Raw genomic sequence first — 20,560 nt, 5'->3', positions numbered from 1 at the left:
ATGTTAACTTATCTTAAGGTATACCAAATTCTGCACCTATAATGCTAGTAGAAATCCCCGTAGTTGTTGAAAACAAGGATGCTTGGGATTATATTGTAGCGATCCTGTGGGCTGGATGACGGTGTGGATGGGAACAATTTCGACAACACTGTTACAGTAGGCGATCGCATCAAACTCCTTAACTAGTTCCGGTGTCCAAGGTTCCTCTTTCACCTGTTGTTGATTTTGCAGCCAGTCGATCAGCTGATCTCGCATCACTCCTGGCAAAATTCCTGCACTCACAGGAGGTGTCCACCAACAGCCATCCCGCCATCCCCAAAGATTGCCCGTACTTGTTTCTAACCAATTCCCCAAAGCATCCACTAATATCGCCTCTTGAGCATCTAACTTTTGGGCTCTATTCCTTGCCAGCCAAGCACTCAGATAATTTCCAGTTTTGTGAGTGGGTAAACTGCGAGAATATGCTAGTGATGAGAGGCTAGACACTATACCATTATTCTGTTTATCCATCAAGTCTTTTGGTAAGAATCTGCCAACTATCCATTCCCGTCCATCGGGAAATACGGTAATTCTAAGGACGGGAAAGTGTGCCATGATTAATTCCGCACCTTGACGTAATCGTACTTCATCTGGTAATAACCAGCCAAAAGTTTTTAAGCTAAATTTAAGGCGATCGCAATGTGCCTGCCAATTCGTTAATCTATGGTCTAATGAATTGCCATAAACCCGTAGTGTAGTAAAAACCGTCGCTCCGTACAGTAAAGCTGGGTCATCAATGGTTAATTCTATGGTTTGAGACTGAATTAATTTACCGTTGTACCAATAAATAGTCGTAACCTCGCTGGGAATGAGGAGTGGGGGAGTGGAGGAGTGGGGGAGTGGGCATTGGGCATTGGGCATAGTTAACAACCACTGTACGGGCGGGTTTTGATAGATCTTTTGTGATTGAAGCCTATAAATTTGTGGCTAAACCCGCCCCTACTAACCACTAACCACTAACCACTAACCAACAATCAACAACCAACTAATCCTTTTCAGGTAATTTAATTTTAGTAGAGCCATCTGGATTTTTGATGACCTTTCCTCCTAAAGCTTCTATGGCGCTAATTGCTCTTTGTCGAGTTTTATCATCCAATTTATTATTTAATACCATTGTCCAAGTAGCAATTTGGGCGTATCTACTGTTAGGATTGCGATTTAAAAATTCAACAGTCTTCTGAGAAAATCCTGCTAATTGTTTGCTTTCTTCATCTGAATGATTACTAGCCCAGTTTGCTGCTTTTTGAAATGATTGCTTGGCATTTTGAGCATCTCCTAAAAATAATAATTCATCAATGCCTTTATAACGCCATACATAATAAGACCGATGGGGAACCCAAGGAGATAGTGAATTTAAACCTTTTTTCATCAATGCTATTGACCGTTCTGGCATAGCGGCATACATAGAAGTGCTGGTAGAAAGCCCTATGTAAGCCTGTAAAAATCGCGGATCGCGTTCTAAAATGACTTCAAAATATTCTGGGCTGAGACTGTAACCTGTTCTGTCACGAACTTCATCATCGCCAAAGTATTGCAAAAAACTGAGATAGCTCCAATTTGCTATTAAATTATCATAACCGAAAGTCGGCATTTGCTTAAGCAAATTGAGGCGGAGTTTTTCTGTGTTTATTTCTCTTTCTAATGTTTCTAAAGAAGCAGTTTGTTGACTAGAAATTAGTTGTTGCATACGGGGAAATTGCAACAAGCTAACTCCTAAAATACATAGACAGGCTGTAATAAATGCACCAATAGCTTGAGGGGAGAGAAACAACATTCTGCTTGACTGATAAATGAAGTGTTGGATTACAAGTACATAGTTCCCGTAAATTTAGCTAAATTAACAGTTTCAATGCAATTAGCGATCGCGCGAAGTATTAGTTAGTCAACAGTTCCTATGGAAAAGCTTTCGTTCAACTAACTGGCTGTATTGGCTTAGCGTATTGGAGATGTAACTTAGAAAACATCTCTAAAGTCGATAATCGGTAACGGGTAAAACCAATTACCAATTACCAATTACCAATTACCAATTACCAACTCTTACAGCAAATTCTTGGGAACATTCTCAGGAACAACCCATAAGTAAAGGGTTGTGCTTTGCACCTGTACTGTCTGCTGTGGTTTCCAATCACCCATGTCGAAGGCGTGGGAAACAATACGCGTGCCTGGTTTTAGTTCTTTCAAAAGTTTAGGTCGGAGTTTTAAGTTGACATCGGGTAGAAGGTAAAGTGTTACTACCGATGCGTCACTAAAATCGGTTTGGAATAAGTTTTGTTGCTGGAATTTAACGCGATCGCTCACTCCTGCTTTTTGGGCATTTTGCTGACTTTCTTGCACAAGTTCTGGATTAATTTCTACACCAACAGCACGACTAACACCGTATTTTTGCACCGCTGTAATGGGAATGCGCCCGTCTCCACTGCCAAGATCGTAAAGCACATCATCCTTTTTGACTTGTGCTAGTTGCAGCATAGCGTTTACTACTTCTGGTGATGTTGGTACATAAGGTACATCTGCTTCTGGAGCTTGTTGGAATTGAGTTGTAAGCGCTGGTGCTGGGGAGTCAGAAGCAGGCGCTTGGGCATCTATCTGTGAATCGCGCTGGTTCGTGCATCCAGCTACACCCACGCTCACTGCACTAATCCCGGTCACAAGTAAAATTAGTATTCTTCGTAATTGCATGATCGGTGCTGTTTGTAAATAATCTGGTGAAAAACTGAAAGAATGTCCCTATCTTTAGCGTCAAAAACAAATGTGACTGGAAAGTGACAAAACTCAGCTTTTTATTTCTGAACGACCCAACGATAGATAATGAGTCAAAGCTTGTTGACCCGAAACGGGGTATGCCCGAAGCAGTGCCAGGACAATAGGATAAAATCAAGAAAACTCACGCTTGTTGCAGCAAGAAGCTAAAAACTATCAGAGAAAAGTAAAGGATTCCCATAAAAGTGGCATTCTGGTGAAATTGTCATGGAAACTTCATCTTCTCGGTTGCATCAATTTACGACCAAAATATGCAAAATTGCTACACAAATAAACATCGATCAAGACGCAAGCAGCAATTATACACAGGTAGCAATTTTAGTCCTTGGTCAATGATCGTTGGTAGAAACTGACTAAAGATTCATAACTGTCTTAACTATAACCAGTGTATTGAGAAGCACATCGGCTTAGCATCTTCCAAAAAGTAAAAAGTAATACGAAATGGGAAACTTGATTCGTAGCAGTTGGATCGCTTGGTTGGTAACTTTATTTGCATCTATGGGGATTGTGGCAGGAGCTTATTTTACTTATTCAAATTCAAAGACACCTATTTCCCATTTTTCTTATCGCTTATTCGATAGCAACTCTGTCAATAAATCTGATCTTGATATCTGGAAGGAATTACGACCTCCTCGGAAAATAGAAATTGATTTAACCAAGCAACGCTTATACGCATGGGAAGGTAACAAACTTGTTTACTCCATGCAAGTTTCCACGGGTAAACGCTCCACTCCCACAAAAAAGGGTAAATTTTTGATTAGCTCTAAGTTTCGCTCTACTCGAATGCGAGGCCCGGGTTACGATATTCCTAATGTTCCCTATACCATGTATTTTTTCGAGGGTTACGCCATTCATGGGGCTTTTTGGCATAATAATTTTGGTACACCAGTTAGCCACGGTTGCGTGAATTTACGAGTACCAGAAGCTCGCAAGCTTTTCAATTGGGCTGATATCGGCACGTTGGTGGTGGTGCGTAAGTAGGGTTTTTTCTCGATTTGAATATACAAACTATTTAAAAGCAATTGTCCCACCTTTTATCCCGACTTTGTCACCTTGCACAGTAGATACTAGTTATGCCTGTGGCAACAAATTTGATGAAGGTGCAATGAATAGCAGTCTCCTTTACCAATCAGTTGATGCTCTGCTGACTCGGAGAAATGACACTCCGCTGATTAGGGATTTTGATGCTTCAAAGCAGGTCGAACTGTTTGTGACACTGAAACAGTTTCAGTTTAGCGGTCAACTTGTATTGACCGATGTAATGGGGCGAGAGTGGATTGTTCACCTGTATCGCGGTTTCATCGTGTATACCACTGGTGGAGATCACCCAGTGAGACGGTGGAAGCGGAATTCAGCGCTCTATCTGCGCCAGCAGCCTGCTGATATTTCAGCACTACAGTACGAATTGGTTAATACGACGCCTGAAGATTTTGATACCTGTTGGCAGTACCAACTATTGTGTTTGTGGGTAGAGCAACAAAAAATTACCAAGGAGCAAGCTGCCAGAGTCATTTGGTCAACGATTGTGGAAGTGTTGTTTGATATCACGCAAGCAACACAGGTTACTTATGAACTCAGACCTAACAAAACGCTGCCTAAGAGACTTGTTTTGATTGATGCAGCGCAAGCCGTTGCAGAAGCAGATCGGCTTTGGCAAAGCTGGAAGGCTGCAAAATTGGCTGATTGCTCCCCCAATAAAGCGCCTGCTATCGGTCAAGCAGGGGAACTGCAACAGCGAATTTCAACCTCAGTCTACCAAACGCTAAGCCAACTTTTAGAACAACAGCAGACCCTGCGTGAAATGGCAATAGACATGAAGCAGGACGTGTTGACTGTTATCCGTTCACTATTGCCCTATATTCAGTTGGGCTTGGTGGAATTAAAAACTATTGCTGACCTACCAGCCCCAATCTTTTCATCATCAACGCCATCAGAGGCTCGACGACCTTTAATTGCCTGTTTAGATGATAATCCTTGGGTTAGCCAAGAGATGGAAAAGATTCTGACAGCAGCAAACTATCGGTTTGTCGGTCTAAACGATCCTTTACGGGCGATCGGCGTTTTGTTAGCGCTGAAGCCGGATCTGATCTTTCTTGATTTGATGATGCCGAATACAAATGGGTATGAAATTTGCAGCAAGCTACGCAAGCTTGCCTGCTTCCGCCATACGCCAATTATTATTTTGACGGGAAATGATGGGGTAATTGATCGAGTTAGAGCTAAGATGGTTGGCTCTTCAGATTTTCTCAGCAAAGAAACAGTTGATACTAACCAAGTCATAGGTGTAATCAATAAGCACCTTAAACAGATTCATCTCAGTGAACCGGCGTTGTAAATCAAATGGGAAAAAGCAAGTTAAAAAACATTCAGTTATAGGGGTTTAGGTCTCGCAAAGCTTCATACAGCTTGTAAAAGGCATTTGTGAAACCTACCCTTACTTCGGAAGAGAAAAATTTTTGAGATTTTGAGTCTTGAATTGTTTAGCTGTGGCTATCTGTTATTTGTTGGAGGTACATATTTTATGAATCTTACCCTGACTACTGAGGATTCCTTGACTGATCAAACAGTTGCCTTGGTAGTTGATGATTCTCTACCTGCACGGGAAATGATTACAAAGTATTTGTATCAATCCGGTTTTCATGTTTTGACAGCTACTAACGGAGAAGAAGCAATACAACAAATCAGTAAACATAAGCCTAATATTATCATCCTAGATGTTGTCCTGCCGGATAGAAGCGGTTTTGCGCTTTGTCGAGATTTAAAGGCGACAGCTGAGACAACTAACATCCCCATTATTCTCTGCTCAATTAAAAAAACGAATGCTGATAAATTCTGGGGATTAAAGCAGGGAGCCAATGCTTACTTATCTAAGCCAGTTGCTGAGGAAGAACTACTCAGCGTTATAAATAATTGTTTGGGTGTCAAGTCTGATATTTAAGGAGACACCAATGACATCTGACTCTTTAGCATCATCATCAACAACAGTCCCATCCTCTGCAAAGGCAAGAGAGCAGTTTTTACGGTTTCAGCTTGTTCCTGACACAACAGTATTGCTGCCAATTTCTCAGATCGCTGAGGTCTTGACAATTCCTGTCGATCAGATTACGCCAATTCCTCAACTTGCTGCATGGGTAATGGGGGCTTATAACTGGCGGGGTCAGGTACTCTGGATGGTTAATCTGGCTCACTTGATCGGGTTCACACCTTGGCATCAACAAGGTATAAGTGCAACCTATAGCGCAATTGTACTGCGTGCCCGCTCTATGAGTACGCCAGACAACAATGCTGAGAACCAGATGATCGGGCTAGTGATAAACCGAGCAGAAATGATGGAGTGGTGCGATCCGGATCTGCTTCAATCTCCGTCGTCCGATGTCGTCACTCCTCAGTTGGTGCCGTTTATGCGCGGATACCAATTGAAATCCAATGGTGAACAGTTAGCCGTTTTGGATGATGAAGCCATTATTGCCGCCATATCCCAATCATAAGCTTCAGAAGCCATAAACTGATTGTTCTGTCTTTCTTAGCCTTGAGACGACTGCAACCAACTGCTCAGTTTTCATGAGGTAAATTCCATGACTCAGAATCATGTTAGGTCTGTGTTGCCTAACTCCCAAAATGCGAAGACAAGTAGAAACTCATCCAAAACTCGACAGCTTTTTCACCAATTGGGGAAAGCGAGTTGGTGGAAGGAATTGAGTCTACAAGTATTGAGTTTACCAAAAAGTTTGCCAAGAAAAGTCACGGTTCTGGCAGTTGCGATCGGTGTGATTCCGATCGCAACCGTTGGGGGTATCGCTTATACCTTGGCGAGTCGCTCGATCACAACGCAAATTTTTGCCGAGCAAGAAAGCCGCATCATTGGCTTGAGTAGCGCACTTACCATCACCATTAATGAGTTTGTGGAAGACGCTGAAATTATTGCTAAATCGCCTTTGATGATGGAGTCACAGTTACAACAAATTTCTGAGGACTCTTTCGCGATCGAGCCACCATTAAATCCAGCGATTTCGCACGAGCAACCAGTCGGTCTGCTAAACCGTTTTATGGGTCTGCTAAACAGTTTTATGGAGGCTAGCAACGGGAAATACGACAGTATTGCTGTCACTGACATAACGGGCAAATTGCTGTTTCAGTCCCAATCATCGCGACCATTTAGTGCCGAAGAGAACTATAGCGATCAAGAGCACTTTCAGCGAGCGGTCTCCAGCCAGTCTCCAGCCATTAGCGACCCAAAGATGACTCTCTCACCAGGCAGAAGTCACCTAGAAGTCGCTGCACCTATAAAACAGCCTGGAACAGGTAAAGTCATTGGTGTCGTTCTGGTGCGAATGTCATCAGAACGTCTAAACGAAATATTTAAATTTCTTGAAGACAATTCTTGGGAATATGAAATTGTCACTCCCGAAGGGCAGATCTTTGCAGCCGCTGAACCAGATATGATCGGTCATTCGGCTGAAGCCGATTATGAGGGAATTTCCGAGACATGGGCACAGATGTTGGAAGCACTCAAGGAGAAATCGGTACTGACCTATGTGGCAACGGATAAGAACGATCGGGAAGAAGTTCTGGTTAGCTTTACAAATATGCCAGGGTTAAGAGGAGTGCCAGAACCTGGATGGACAGTGGGTATTGCCCGCCCTACAGTGCAAACCTTTGCTCCTTTAAGGAAGCTACGCCAAATTTTACTTGTGGGAATAGCCATAGCAGCCCTAATGGTAGGGACGATTGCCGCTATCCTAGCAAAGCGGGCTACCCGTCCTCTCCTAGATGCAACCTCCGCAGTGGAGGACATGGGTCGAGGAAAATTGAATACCCGTCTGAATGTGAACGGTGAAGACGAGCTTGCTGTGCTATGTACCACCATCAACGATATGGCCCAGCAAATAGAACAGTTCGTGCAGGAGAAAGAACTCTTGCAAAAACGGGTGTTCGAGTTGCTGGTGGAAGTAGAGCCTGTCAGTAAAGGAGATCTGACAGTTTATGCCCAGGTGACAGACGATGAAGTTGGTACGGTCGCTGACTCTTATAACTATGTGATTGAGAACTTGCGGAAGATTGTGACTCAAGTCCAAACCGCAACTAACCAAGTAGAAGCAACAGCAAACGACAGTGAGGGTTTTGTTCAAACATTAGTTGAAGGTGCTTTGCAGCAGTCCAACAAAATTACGGGAGCCATCGAGCGGATTCACGCAATGGATAACTCGATCCAAGCGATCGCCACGAATGCTAAAGCGGCAGAAGCAACAGTTCACCAAGCGACTGAAATCGTCCAACTGGAAAATGAACTGATGAATTTAACAGTAGACGGGATTATGGCGATCCGAGGTACGGTATCAGAAACTGCGAAGAAAGTCAAGCATTTAGGCGAATCTTCCCAAAAAATCTTTACAGTAGTAAATCTGATTAAGAATTTTGCCGAGCAAACGAATGTTCTGGCGCTGAATGCATCCCTCGAAGCTGCTCGCGCTGGCGAAGAAGGTCGAGGCTTTGCGATCGTTGCTGAAGAAATCCGAGAGCTAGCTCAGCAATCGGCAAAAGCCACCGATGATATCGAAAAGCTGATATCTAGTATTCAGCGAGCAACCAGTGAGGTAGTGACTGCAATGGAAGTCGGTACTGAACAAGTTGTGTCTGGAAGCAAATTGGTGGATGAAACTCGTTTGGGGTTAAACCAAATCGTCACAGCTAATGCTCAAATTCATGAAGTGGTACAAGCGATCGCCCAAGCAACGGTAGAGCAAGCTCAAAACTCTGAGATTGTCACCCAAACGATGACAGAGGTTGCTACCATCGCCCAAAACACAGCAACTTCAGCTACGAATGTGTCGGTTTCCTTTGAGAAACTAATTGCAGTCGCCAAAGTGCTGCAAGGAAGTGTCAGTCAGTTCAAAGTAGATTAGCATCAAACGTTCCACGGATGACTCAGGGAGAAGCAGATTATGTCGATGTCTCGCGATGTTCACGACCAAACTTATCAATTTTTTATTGAAGAAGTCCCTGAACTGCTGCAAGCGATCGAAACAGGGCTACTCACACTGAGGTCTGAACGCAGCTCTACCAAACTCCACGAGTTAATGCGAGCTGCTCACTCCCTCAAAGGAGGTGCTGCAATTGTGGAGCTTGAGGGCATCATCACCATTGCCCATCGACTAGAGGACATTTTCAGGGCACTCTACGACGAGACTATAGAAATCGATGCCGATCTCGAAGGACTGCTGCTACAAGCCTACGATTGTCTCCGGTTTCCCCTTACAGAGCAGATTGCAACTGGCTGCTTTGACTTAGAGTCAGCCTTAACCACTGCCAATCCTATATTTACCAAAATAGAAGAAAAACTGGGAGATGCACTGACTCGGGCTAATTACTACATACCTGACTCTGCGGATCTAAACGTTGACATCATCGCGTCAGTCTTTCAGGTTGATGTAGCTCATGGCCTAGAGCGCCTGACCGTCGCAATCGCTACTAAACTCCAAAAACATGAGATTGCCGAAGAATTACGCGCACAAACAGAACTGTTTGCTAAATTTGCTGAGTTTCTAGAGCTTCCAGGGTTTAAAGCGATCGCAGAAACGACTTTAGCGGCCCTAGAAGCTCACCCCGATCAAGCACTGCACATCGCCCAATTGGCACTTGCTGATTTTACTTCAAGCAGAGAGGCTGTTCTTGCTGGCGATCGCACCCAAGGAGGTAGCCCCTCGGCAGCTCTAATCGCTTTGGCAGAAACCACCGTAATTGACGAAGCACCGATAGATATATTCAACCCGGCGATCGCTTCCCTAGACTCAGAAACTGCGGTTGAACACCTAGAGGAAGGTCTCTCCCTTTCCTTAGAAGATTTATTGAGTGGAAAGACATCGGTTACATCTACAGAAGTAAGTGATAACAGTCCAGTTTTTCTGTTTGAGGCTGATATAGAAGATATAGAAGAAGTAACCCCAAACATCAACGATCTGGAATCGGCAACTAACATTATCTCCGGAACAGAGGCAGCAGAAGAATTACCATCTCTACCCAAGCTAAATCTTGCTAGCCCTACTCCTAGCAACGCTATTGTAGTCTCGCGGGCAACAGAACCTTCTGCAATTGAGTCTGTTCTGAAGCAGGAATTTCAGATTCGCAAACAGCCTCAGGAACAGCTTTCCAACAGTGCTTCCAATATTTCAGTTCGGGTTGACCTCGCTCGCTTAGATCGGATGAATAATCTCTTGGGCGAATTAACGATTAACCGCAATATGTTTGCTCTTGAGAACGAACAAATTCAGGAAGCTATTGAAGAATTACTCCGTCGTTTCGATCGCTTTCAAGGAGTCATCGAGCAGATACAAAACTTATCAAACACCATGTTGGTCACTTCAGAATCCATTGACCACACAAAGAAAGTGGTGCTAGGGAACGGGAACCAGGAATTAGGTCTTTTGAATGAATCCTCTCATCGTTCCTTTGACTCTGGACATAGCCCTTCTGCATCTGGTCTTCAGTTATCAGCTTCTGAATTCTCCTTTACAGAGTTTGATGCTCTGGAAATGGATCGCTACGGAGCCCTACACTCTTCGCTTCAGGAAATCCTGGAAGAAGTAGCGCAGATCAAAGAGGCAGTGGATGATGTTGCCATGTTTCGGGGACGCTCGAATCGAACAATTCGACAGGAGCGTCAAATGCTCTCTCAGCTACGGGATGAACTCATGTGGTCTCGCATGTTGCCAATTGGTAACGTGCTAAATCGTTTTCCCAGAGTATTGCGGGATCTATCTACCACCCATAACAAATCTGTCAGCTTGAGGCTAATAGGAACAGAAGTACAGGTTGAGAAAGCCATTGTAGAGAAGCTCTATGACCCGCTTCTGCACTTACTTCGGAACGCCTTCGATCATGGCATTGAGCCACCAGATGTTCGGCGTCAACAAGGAAAACCAGAGCAAGGCGAAATTGAAATTCGAGCCTATCACCAGGGCAACCAAACTGTTGTTGAGATACGGGATGATGGTCAGGGACTCAATTTAGAGCGTATTTGTTCTCGGGCAATCGAAAGAGGCTTATTGTTGCCAGAACAATTGGCAGCGATTCCTACGGTGGAGCTGTTTGAACTGATCTTTGAGCCAGGTTTTTCAACCGCAAGTCATGTGAGCGAACTTTCTGGACGGGGAGTTGGGCTAGATGTAGTGAAAGCGCAGTTACAATCCCTTAAAGGCAGTATCACTGTTACCTCCTCTCCTGGACAAGGCACAACCTTTACCTTACGCCTGCCATTTACACTAACGGTCGCCAAATTACTAGTTTGCTCAGTCGGTTCCACAACTGTAGCACTGCCAATCGACAGCATTGCCAGGATTATAACTCCCCAAGCTACTCAGACTCACCAAGTTGGCAGCCAGCAATTTTTAACCTGGCAAGAGCAGTCTATTCCTGTTTATCGATTGGCCGATCTTTTGCACTACAACTGTCCATTGCCAGAAACCTTTTCTAGCAATGCGGTGGTTGCTGTTTCCTCAACAGAAAACACAACAGAAAACAAAATCCCACCACTGCTGCTGATCCGTCGAGAGCAAGAGATGTTTGCTCTAGAAGTTGATTACATAGTTGCTGAGCAAGAACTGGTAATCAAACCCTTTGGAGCGATGATCGCCCCTCCCAACTATATTTCTGGTTGTACCATCCTGGGAAGTGGCTGTCTAATTCCCGTGATGAATGGTGTGATGTTGCTAGAAGAGTTTCTGGCGCAGAGCAAAACTAACATGGCCGCCATAGCACCTACAATCGAATCGTTAGCCACTCACGAGCATTTATCTGCCTACGAGACACACACAACACCTACAGTACTTGTTGTTGACGACTCTACTACCGCTAGACAAGCTTTAGTTCTCACTTTAGAGAAAGCTGGCTATCGAGTTTTGCAAGCGCGAGATGGATGGGAAGCGATCGAACAACTGCGGTATGGTTCAATCATGGTGCAACTGATCATTTCTGATGTCGAAATGCCTAATATGAATGGGTTTGAGTTTCTTGAATATTGTCGTCAAGACCCTCAACTAGCAACAATTCCTGTAGCAATGTTGACAACCCGTGGTAACAGCAAACACCGCAATTTAGCAATGCTCCTAGGTGCTAGCGCTTACTTCACCAAACCTTACATTGAGTTAGAACTGCTATCGGCACTGAGCAACATTGTTGGTCAGAATGCGCCTCAAAAAATACCTTACCTTTAAAAAGTAAAAAGATAAAAGTAAAAAGTAAAAAGAAAATACCCATAAATAAATTAAGGGGATTTGAAATGGACGCATTTTTGATCGCGCTACGCGTCTCTCAAAAAGTATTTTTGTTTCATAAATAAATTTAGGGGCTTCAAACCCAATATTTTCTTCTTATTTATGAATGCCTTTTTACTTTTTACTTGTTCGGTGATGTGATGAGTCAAAATTCATAGGAATTTTTTAGTCAATCCTTAACCTTGTTTAATATGAAGCTTTAACTTCATATTTTTTAATAAGAAATGATATTGTTTGATCAAATGGTCTTGTTCATAAAACAAGACCATTTTTGATCGTGATTAGCACTCACACCTATAACAATACCAATCTCTTAAATTCTTTGTGTCCTATCCTGCACCGAAGCTGAAAAAGGCGCATCTATAAGTCCTTTGTGGTTAGTTAAACAAAGATTTTCTGGGTGGGGAAGGGATTAATTAATTTTTCCTCTGACCAATCATTTCTTGATGGTACAAGCCCCCGGATTTATCCGTGGAATCAAAATCCACGCATCCAAAACCCAAAATTGTTTGACAGTAATCCACAATGTTCAGGAATGATTTGGATGGCTGCAAAAGACATTACTTTTAGTCAGATTGTTACCTCATCGCATTTAGACTCTGTAGACCGATAGGCTTTTTATAAATTGGCGAAAACCTTATGTCTGAAAAAACAACAGAAACAACAATCCTAGTTTTACTTCTTTTAACTGCGGCTGGACTAGTTGGTTTAGGGTTTTGGTGGGCTAGTGATGGGTCTGGTTTTGGATCTGCTAGCAACTTGTTGGTAGATTCTATAGATGGTGCTGGGAAAAAACTACAGAAGCCTTCCGATCGGACTCTGACCTTTGCCACTTACAATCAAGCTCGAACCTTTGCCGAAGTGCCAAATATTCCGTCCGGATTATTTAGTTATGGAGGTAGTACAACTTGGGCACCAATCCGAAAAACACTAGACCCAATTATTCAAACCACCCAACCGCAATTTAGATTGCGTTACACCAATCCAGTCATTGGTAAACCTGGGTCTGGTACAGGTATCAAGATGCTGTTAGAGAACCAGCTTGTTTTTTCTCAGTCCTCGCGCCCAGTTAAAGATAAAGAATACCAGGAAGCACAGCAACGCGGTTTTTCTCTCAAAGAGATACCAGTAGCGATAGATGGAATTGCGATCGCCGTTCATCCCAATCTAAACATTCCCGGTCTCACTGTCGCTCAACTCAAAGATATCTACACAGGCAAGATTAATAACTGGAAGCAAGTCGGTGGGCCAGACCTCCCTCTGACTCCCTACTCTCGACCTCAAGAAGCAGGTGGTACGGTGGAATTCTTTGTAGACAACGTTTTGCAGGGTGGGAAACTCGGTACTAATGTCAAGATTGTTGATGACACAACCAGTGGAGTGAGAAAAGTGGCTTCAGACCTTGGTGGCATCTATTATGCTACTGCCATTGAAGTATTGTCACAATGTAAGGTCAAACCTTTGCCAATTGGGTCTAAAGCAGAGCAAATGGTTTCTCCCTACCAAGAGCCTTTGGTGGAGCCTTCTCAATGCCCAAATCAGCGCAACCGCCTCAACAGAGTAGCCATACAAAGTGGACAATATCCAATTACTCGCCGATTGTTTGTGATCGTTAAGCAAAACGGTCTAGAGGATGAACAGGCTGGTATGGCTTATGCTGCTTTGTTATTGAGTAATCAAGGTCAGAAGTTAATTAACGATGCTGGATTTATAAGCCTTCGCTAGCTAGTTGAACTTAGAAATCTATCTTCTGTCCCGAGTTTGCCACCTTTTTGTCCCAGGTTTGTCTATCTTCTTTTGCTTAACTAAAAGTAACAATTTACATATTTATTTAGAATCTCAATACCTTTACTGTCAATGCATTCTCAGAACTTGGTTCTTCGTGTTTGCTGCCACTTCAAGCCTTAGTCTGGTGTACTGCTAGCTTAAGTTAGCTAGTGATGGCAGCGTAGCCCTTAGGTTAGATCACTGCGTTGACGATTGCTGACACTAAGCCTGGCAACTTCCTTGTTGTTGTTTTGTTAGGCTTAACTGTTCAACTCATCCGGCTTTTTATCACAGAGAATCAAGCAAAAAACGCGTCAATCACTGGGATTTTGTTATGTCTTCTAATTCTCTTAAGAGACAGCTAGACTCATTTGCTCGGCTCAAAGACCGCTTCCTTGGATCACCAGAGCAAGCGCTAGAGCAGGCTCATCAGGCTGCATTAAAAATCGAATTTATTGAAGGCAAATACTTCAATGGTGACAAGATACGTGATAATGGTCAGATTGTCTTTCCCCAAGAAGAGTTCGAGAACAACTTGGACATTCTTAAACAAAGAATGAAAGAATTCAATGCAAGCAGATCTACACTCGGCACGCTCGGGCAAGATCACTTGATGAGGCTGATATTTGTAGAGGGAATCTTAGCAAAATATACTAATGATTCAGACACCTCTGCATTGGCTCCGATACCATCTACAACTTCTAGCCCAGTCGTTAATCAAAAGTCATATCCACCAGGGGTAAATATCATTGAAGTTAAAGATGTTAAACCCGTCCCCCCTGGCAAGCGAAAAAAACAAACCTCAAAAGATTTTGAATCGCAACCATACACCGAGTCAGACAATGGTAAGTCAGGAGTACTGCCAAGATCAATCAAGAAGACGCTCGATAAGGTCAAAAACGATCTGAATCCTGGAGCTGAAGAAGAGATTGTTAATGCATATCGCCGCTCTAGAGCAAAAACAGTTATTGCTCTGAGGCTTTTGGCATTGTTAATTATTGTCCCCCTAGTGACGCAACAGGTATCTAAAAATTTCTTGATTCTTCCAATAGTAGAAAAGTTCAGGGGAGGAGAGGAAGCGCAAGTATTCTTAAACTCTGAAATGAAGGAGGAAGCCCTTAAAGAACTAAACACTTTTAGAGAAGAACTCGAATTGGAAAGCCTGATCAGTTCTGCTCCTAAGATGGAGGCAGAAGCTATGGAGGAGAAAGTTAAACATAAAGCAGTTGAACTTACAGAAGAATTTCGTCATAAGAGTAGTAGTGCTCTTAGCAACGTTTTTGCTGATATAGTGGCGCTTGTAGCTTTTGCCTTGGTACTGTTGTTCAGACGACAAGATATCGCTGTCCTCAAATCTTTCATAGACAATATTGTGTCTGGTCTGAGCGATAGCGCCAAATCGTTTGCCATTATCTTAACAACTGACATATTCGTGGGTTTCCACTCTCCTCATGGATGGGAGGTTCTGTTAGAAAGCTTGTCAGCCCATCTGGGGATTGCTCCCAATAAAAGTGCGATCTCTCTGTTTATAGCAACAGTCCCAGTTATCGCTGACACAATGGTTAAGTACTGGATCTTCCGCTCGCTCAGCCGGATGTCTCCTTCGACAGTAGCGACCTTGAAGGAAATGGACGATTAACGCTTGATGCCTGCATGCTTCAGGTGGCTGTGTTGCAAAAATTTTTCGAGGTCGTGAAAACCCTTTTGGTAGATTTCTGATTTATGCAGCCACACTGAACAATAGGGTAATAAATTTCACTTTAATAAATTTCACTTGGCTAACAAAATCAAAATCAGCTTTTTCTATATAAATGTAATATTGGTTGACTGAAATTAATTGGGACTTGGGATTTACATTTTTACCAAATCAAACAAATCAAGCGAGTTAGGATAGTTAAGCGTTCAGATGGCTACTACGTTAGTAAAGAGTCAAAAAATAGCTTTCAACTAAGCGGAAAAATCGAGAGTCAAGTTAAAATGCCATGAAGTTGAAAGAAACGGTTGAAACTCCAAGGCACTTCCGCACCTCGGGGAAACAGCTATCTAGACAACTAAATAACTATGAAGAAGGTAACGGGGAAGAGGCAACAGATGTTGCCCCTTCCCTTTAAGTAACGCTTAACTACCGCAGGAAGTGTGGAGTACTTCACTGAACCGATACCTTAGAATGTGGGCAGAGGAATTTTTCAAGGGGGAACTTCCATTAGCCATTAGAAACTAAAGGTGGTTCTCACTGCACCAATGACAACATCATCGTTATCATTGTTATGATCTGGTTTTGTCAGCCAGATAACTCCTGGCGTGATGGCGATATTATCTGTCACTCTGTACTCGTAGAACGCTTCAATGTGATAAGAAGTATCCTCGTCTTCTTCAATTTCATTAATGCTGGAACTAGTGACTTTAGGCTCCATACCCACAATGATGCCAGCCAAGTTTCCTTGTTTACCCAAGTCGGGCAATGCTAGAGTGACAGCCCAATTCCAAATGTCAACATTACCACGGTCAACTGTTCCTTCTGCTGTGGATAAATTACGAGCATTTGTGTATCCAGCCCAACCACCCAGAACAAATTTGTCACTTAACTTCCAAGACAACTGTGCACCATAAGAATTGCTGGAAAATGGTACATCAACACCCAATGAATCACTCAAAAAGGATTGGGGATTTGCCCTATTGCTGCCAGTTTCCAACTCCCGGTTATAGCTATTTATATAAGTTAAGCCAAGAGTTAATTTATCGCTAGGCTTGAAAGTCAACTGTGCCAGCGCACCATATGGACCATTGAACAAACCATTATCATCTGAGGGGTTATTCGCTGAATTTGCCAAATATGCCAAACTCAATTCTAGGCTCTTACCCAAATCCTGCCTGACTACCAGCCCTGCACCATCTTCTAGCTGAGAATAAATTGGGTTGCGAGTGCCAAAGGCTGACAAAGCACCTTCTCCACCGTCGCCATCCAAGATATTTACTGTGTCAGTAATATCATCTGCATCACTTCCATTCGCATAAACACCGATCCTAGTGCTGTCACCCAGAGAGAAACCATAGAAGACCGTTTCAATTAAGGCATCAGTGGAACCATCACCATCCTCACTGGCAAAGGCTAACCTACCCTCTTGCGTGTCAATCTCTGGGTTGACAATATTATTAGTCGCAATGCGGATTTTAAGTTCATCTTCTCCAGTGAAACTAGAGAGTAAATCCAGACGTACCCTTGCCCCCAGGGTTGTATTGTTATCGTCATTTCCTGAGAAAACATCAGTCAGACCAAGGACTACTTCCCCTTCTAGTTTTGTAGTCGTGGAAAACTGATTGGCTTCCAACTCAGCATTACGAGCTTCAAGAGTATCTACACGACCCCGTAGTGTCGCTAACTCCGCAGTAAATTCTGACTGCAATCGTTGCAATGTGGCTAAATCTTCTTTAGTCACCAAATTTGCTGTCTTCGTGGCAATTAATTCGTTCACTCTGTCTAGACAAGCATTCAAACCTGCGGCAAATTCGTAGCGCGTCAGCGGCCTATTGCCTCTATACGTGCTATTAGGGTATCCAGCAATACAACCGTAGCGTTCTACTAGAGATTGCAGTGCACCAAAAGCCCAATCTGTAGGTTGCACGTCTGATAACTGAGAAACCGACGTAACCTGTGCAATTTTGCGATCTTGACTGATTCTCTCTTGGGTGTGTGGTGAGAACTGAGCATCTTGATGGACAAATTTTGGCGACGTTAACAGTAACTGGTGCTGAGGAGTATCAAAACCCTTGTCCTGTTGATTATCAGTTTGCGTTGTCACCTTTTTTACATTACGGTCTTTGCTTGTTGCTGCTGAATTCCGATCGGGGGAAATATTTTGTGTTTGGTCAGGTGTTGTTTCCTTTGCAACCGCACTTTGAGCATCAACCTGTGTTGTTCCCAAAACAGCGAAACTAGCTAATAAAGATTTCCACAAAATTTTTGTCATCTTTAATTTTTTCCTCACACTAGTTAATCTGGTTGTGTTGCAAAAATTTTTTGAGGTCGTGAAAATCCTTTTAGTGAACAAAATATTCAGTTCTCGGAATGTCAGGTGCGTTAACGATAACGTAACGCACCCAAACGTCTCACGCTCTTGTAGTTCTGGACAGTGTCAAACAAAGCCCAGAAAATAACATGATACTAGCAATAGAAGCAATCAAACTTGGAGAGCGTCAGTTAAATTAAAAGTCATAGTCGTTACCTCGGTTTTCTATTTGTATTAAGTTTTTCAAGTGCAGAATCAAGTACCTGCTTGTATTGATTCAATGTGTAAGTCTTTTTTGCAGTAATTAGCAAAGCAATGAAAATTAGCAGTTGGATTGGTAGGGGTGCAAAAGCCAGGCTACAAAAAAGTAAGAACAAGGCTATCAATCTAACTACTAACCGCTCTATATCATCCGCAATATTTGCACTGATGTAAAAAGAAGCAGTGCCAAGTGCTAGGGTAATTAATGAAGTGAAAAACATGACAAGTACCTGGTGACTTTCACGGTTTTAATTTGCAAGTATCTCCAAGGCACACTGTTACCGCACACCAAAGAGGAGCGATCGCTTTAAAAACGGCGCTGGGTTAATCCCATAAATTCCTAAAGAACTGACAAGCTTATTAAAAGCATTACTGGGTAGGGCTTTAAATGAATGATAACATCAGACGATACATGGAATTTTGATACTTATTGAGTCTATAGCAATGCAAATTGAAAGCACTAAAAGCAAGCCCAACACCACAATTCACAAATTATTTAACAGTTGTCACTTAATCAGAACTTCCTTTCCGAAATCCCTAATTTGTTGAATTTTCAGATTAACAAAAAGCTATTAAGCGACAAACCTATACAGGATTGCTATATTCTCAAAAAGCAAAGTTTTAAAAATAGCTTTTTTCGTTGAAAAGCACTACAAATTTGCTTTGAACTTTTCTCAGAACAAAACCTAAGATGCTTACCCCGTAAAGCTCTGATCGATATTATTCATTCACCCTTTTATCTATAAATTTAAGCTGCCAATAGGGACAAAATCGGGACAAAATAGAATTGTGTTCCAAAAACTGGTTGAAAACAGAGGAATCGCTGATTTATACTTCGCTCATCCCTATTGCTTGTAGTTGAGCTGCGCTCGCTCGACTGCACCGATCCAAATCTTGATAAGTCAGTGTTGCTTATTGCGTTTCGCTATCTACTAGAAAAGTAAAAGCATTGCTATTTGGTTGTGTAAAACTTCTGTAGCGCAGATATCAACTTATTCCTGACCCAGTTGTGGGGACAGCGATGTGTGTATCGATAGGATGTAAGGGGAATGGGATGATTAAATGCGATCGCTAAATTTTGAATCCCCATTTCTGATAATTCTAGACATCTGCGACAGGCAAAATCATTCTGCTGCTACTTCTTTGGAAATGGAGGATTCCGCTGCGGTGGCAGTTCTGGTTGCAATTCTTGCCGTCCATTACGAACAATCCGCATCATCTCGTGCAGCCGTTCTTCAATACTCTCTAGAACACTATCGGCATAATCATCAGCACCCTGTTGAATTTCTTCTGCTTCTGCAAGAGCAGTTTGTCGCATTTCCTCTATCTCTTGCTGACACTGACGGCGGCGGCGATCAATTTCTTCTAGAGTATCTTGCATCATAGCTTCACATTCTTGTTGCACCTGTCGCCGTATTTCCAAGGCTTGCCGTTCAGCCTGTTTGAGAATATCGCTGTCGTCCAAAATTTGCGCTCTTTTAGCTTGTGCGGCTTCCACAATTTGCTGCCCGTATTCTTCTGCTTGCAGGATAATTTCCTGCTTTTGTTGAAGTATCTCTGTTGCTTCAGCAAAAGCTGGTGGCAAAGACAGCCGGATAAAATCAAGCTGATCCAACAGCCTTTCTTCATCCACTAACGTGTGTCGCGTTAGTGGAACGCGAAAGCTACTCAGAATCATTTCTTCGAGGCGATTGAGTTCCAATTGAATATCTACGCTTCTCATAGCCGTAGAATTTTCATGGGAAATTCCATCGTTTAACTCTGGCGGGGTTAGACTGCTTCCGTTTTGATTGAGTTCGATACGGGATGGTTTTGGGCGTAGCATTGGTAAATTTCCAGGGCGACGTGCGGGGGAACAAGATGATCGACAGAGCCACCAAACCTTGCAATCTCTTTTACCACACTACTACTTAAAAAACTATACTCATTTGATGTTGCCAGAAAAACAGTTTCTATATCTACAGAAAGAGTTTTATTGATGTGAGCCATCTGTAGCTCGATTTCAAAGTCTGAAATTGCTCTTAGCCCCCGCAGTAAGACAGAAGCTCCCCGCATTTGGGCATAATTGACAGTTAGACCATCGAAAGCGTCTACTTCCACATTGGATAAATGTTTGACTGATTGACGAATCTGTTCTAACCTTTGTTGCACGCTAAACAATGGTGTTTTGTTAGGATTCCGCAATACGGCGACAATCACTTGCCCAAAAAGCCGACTGCCGCGTTCGATGAGGTCAACGTGTCCTAAAGTAATTGGGTCGAAACTTCCTGGATAAATGGCAATCACAATCAAACGATGCCTCACAGTTGTTTAAGTGATTATATCTAACCACCGTACATTAGAGGATGTCTGAGAAGTAAGAAAGCCCACATAACGGTATCCTGTCAGTAGAAAAAATACTTAAGTATGACAGCGTTATGAGAGCTATGAATCCATCGTACCCAAGTAATCTGACTT

At 42.9% G+C, this 20,560-nt stretch carries 15 protein-coding genes and 1 pseudogene; 10 read left to right on the top strand and 6 right to left on the bottom strand.

What is annotated here, in order from left to right; translation table 11 throughout:
- Positions 1-36: 36 nt before the first annotated feature.
- From HXY43_RS26880 to HXY43_RS26870, 3 genes are all read right to left on the bottom strand, one after another.
- Entirely contained in the window at positions 37-900 is an 864-nt protein-coding gene (locus HXY43_RS26880) for an aminotransferase class IV (protein WP_290890373.1), read from the bottom strand.
- A 124-nt stretch (positions 901-1,024) separates the two neighbouring features.
- Positions 1,025-1,813 carry a hypothetical protein gene (locus HXY43_RS26875; RefSeq protein ID WP_290890370.1) on the bottom strand — a complete coding sequence of 263 codons (789 nt, stop codon included), beginning with the start codon at positions 1,811-1,813 and terminating at the stop codon, positions 1,025-1,027.
- Positions 1,814-2,076: 263 nt separating this feature from the next.
- A complete protein-coding gene (locus tag HXY43_RS26870; RefSeq protein ID WP_290890367.1) occupies positions 2,077-2,718 on the bottom strand; it encodes a class I SAM-dependent methyltransferase in 642 nt (213 codons plus the stop codon).
- Between the two features lie 522 nt (positions 2,719-3,240).
- Here HXY43_RS26870 and HXY43_RS26865 point away from each other — a divergent pair.
- The 10 genes and pseudogenes from HXY43_RS26865 to HXY43_RS26820 all read left to right on the top strand — a co-directional run bounded on the left by HXY43_RS26865 (position 3,241) and on the right by HXY43_RS26820 (position 15,946).
- A complete protein-coding gene (locus tag HXY43_RS26865) occupies positions 3,241-3,780 on the top strand; it encodes a L,D-transpeptidase (RefSeq protein ID WP_026730937.1) in 540 nt (179 codons plus the stop codon).
- Positions 3,781-3,904: 124 nt separating this feature from the next.
- Entirely contained in the window at positions 3,905-5,134 is a 1,230-nt protein-coding gene (locus tag HXY43_RS26860) for a response regulator (RefSeq protein ID WP_290890363.1), read from the top strand.
- A 186-nt stretch (positions 5,135-5,320) separates the two neighbouring features.
- Positions 5,321-5,737 carry a response regulator gene (locus HXY43_RS26855; RefSeq protein WP_290890360.1) on the top strand — a complete coding sequence of 139 codons (417 nt, stop codon included), beginning with the start codon at positions 5,321-5,323 and terminating at the stop codon, positions 5,735-5,737.
- Between the two features lie 10 nt (positions 5,738-5,747).
- Positions 5,748-6,287, top strand: coding sequence for a chemotaxis protein CheW (locus HXY43_RS26850; RefSeq protein ID WP_026730940.1), 540 nt, complete (start codon positions 5,748-5,750; stop codon positions 6,285-6,287).
- Positions 6,288-6,374: 87 nt separating this feature from the next.
- Positions 6,375-8,702, top strand: coding sequence for a methyl-accepting chemotaxis protein (locus HXY43_RS26845; RefSeq protein WP_290890355.1), 2,328 nt, complete (start codon positions 6,375-6,377; stop codon positions 8,700-8,702).
- Between the two features lie 39 nt (positions 8,703-8,741).
- Positions 8,742-12,008 carry a hybrid sensor histidine kinase/response regulator gene (locus tag HXY43_RS26840; RefSeq protein WP_290890352.1) on the top strand — a complete coding sequence of 1,089 codons (3,267 nt, stop codon included), beginning with the start codon at positions 8,742-8,744 and terminating at the stop codon, positions 12,006-12,008.
- 699 nt (positions 12,009-12,707) lie between these two features.
- Entirely contained in the window at positions 12,708-13,793 is a 1,086-nt protein-coding gene (locus HXY43_RS26835; protein ID WP_290890349.1) for a PstS family phosphate ABC transporter substrate-binding protein, read from the top strand.
- A gap of 376 nt (positions 13,794-14,169) precedes the next feature.
- Positions 14,170-15,474, top strand: a complete 1,305-nt coding sequence (locus HXY43_RS26830) for a proton extrusion protein PcxA (protein WP_026730944.1) — start codon at positions 14,170-14,172, stop codon at positions 15,472-15,474.
- A gap of 179 nt (positions 15,475-15,653) precedes the next feature.
- Positions 15,654-15,752: pseudogene (locus HXY43_RS26825) on the top strand (RNA-guided endonuclease TnpB family protein); the annotation flags it as partial.
- Positions 15,753-15,817: 65 nt separating this feature from the next.
- The gene (locus tag HXY43_RS26820; protein WP_269321000.1) at positions 15,818-15,946 is read left to right on the top strand and encodes a hypothetical protein; all 129 of its coding nucleotides are present in this window, start codon (positions 15,818-15,820) and stop codon (positions 15,944-15,946) included.
- 99 nt (positions 15,947-16,045) lie between these two features.
- Here the strand turns inward: HXY43_RS26820 and HXY43_RS26815 are convergent, their stop codons facing one another.
- The 3 genes from HXY43_RS26815 to coaD form a co-directional block, all read right to left on the bottom strand.
- Entirely contained in the window at positions 16,046-17,803 is a 1,758-nt protein-coding gene (locus HXY43_RS26815) for an iron uptake porin (protein WP_290890343.1), read from the bottom strand.
- 1,435 nt (positions 17,804-19,238) lie between these two features.
- On the bottom strand, positions 19,239-19,805 hold the full coding sequence (locus HXY43_RS26810) for a hypothetical protein (RefSeq protein WP_026730946.1): 567 nt from the start codon (positions 19,803-19,805) through the stop codon (positions 19,239-19,241).
- 68 nt (positions 19,806-19,873) lie between these two features.
- Complete coding sequence (coaD, locus tag HXY43_RS26805) at positions 19,874-20,389, bottom strand: pantetheine-phosphate adenylyltransferase (RefSeq protein ID WP_026730947.1); 516 nt, start codon at positions 20,387-20,389, stop codon at positions 19,874-19,876.
- Positions 20,390-20,560 lie beyond the last annotated feature (171 nt).

Origin of the sequence: Fischerella sp., from assembly GCF_013388695.1 — a bacterium.
GTDB lineage: Bacteria > Cyanobacteriota > Cyanobacteriia > Cyanobacteriales > Nostocaceae > PCC9605.
Note: the sequence above shows the minus strand (reverse complement) of the source record. Positions and strands in the feature narration are given on the sequence as shown.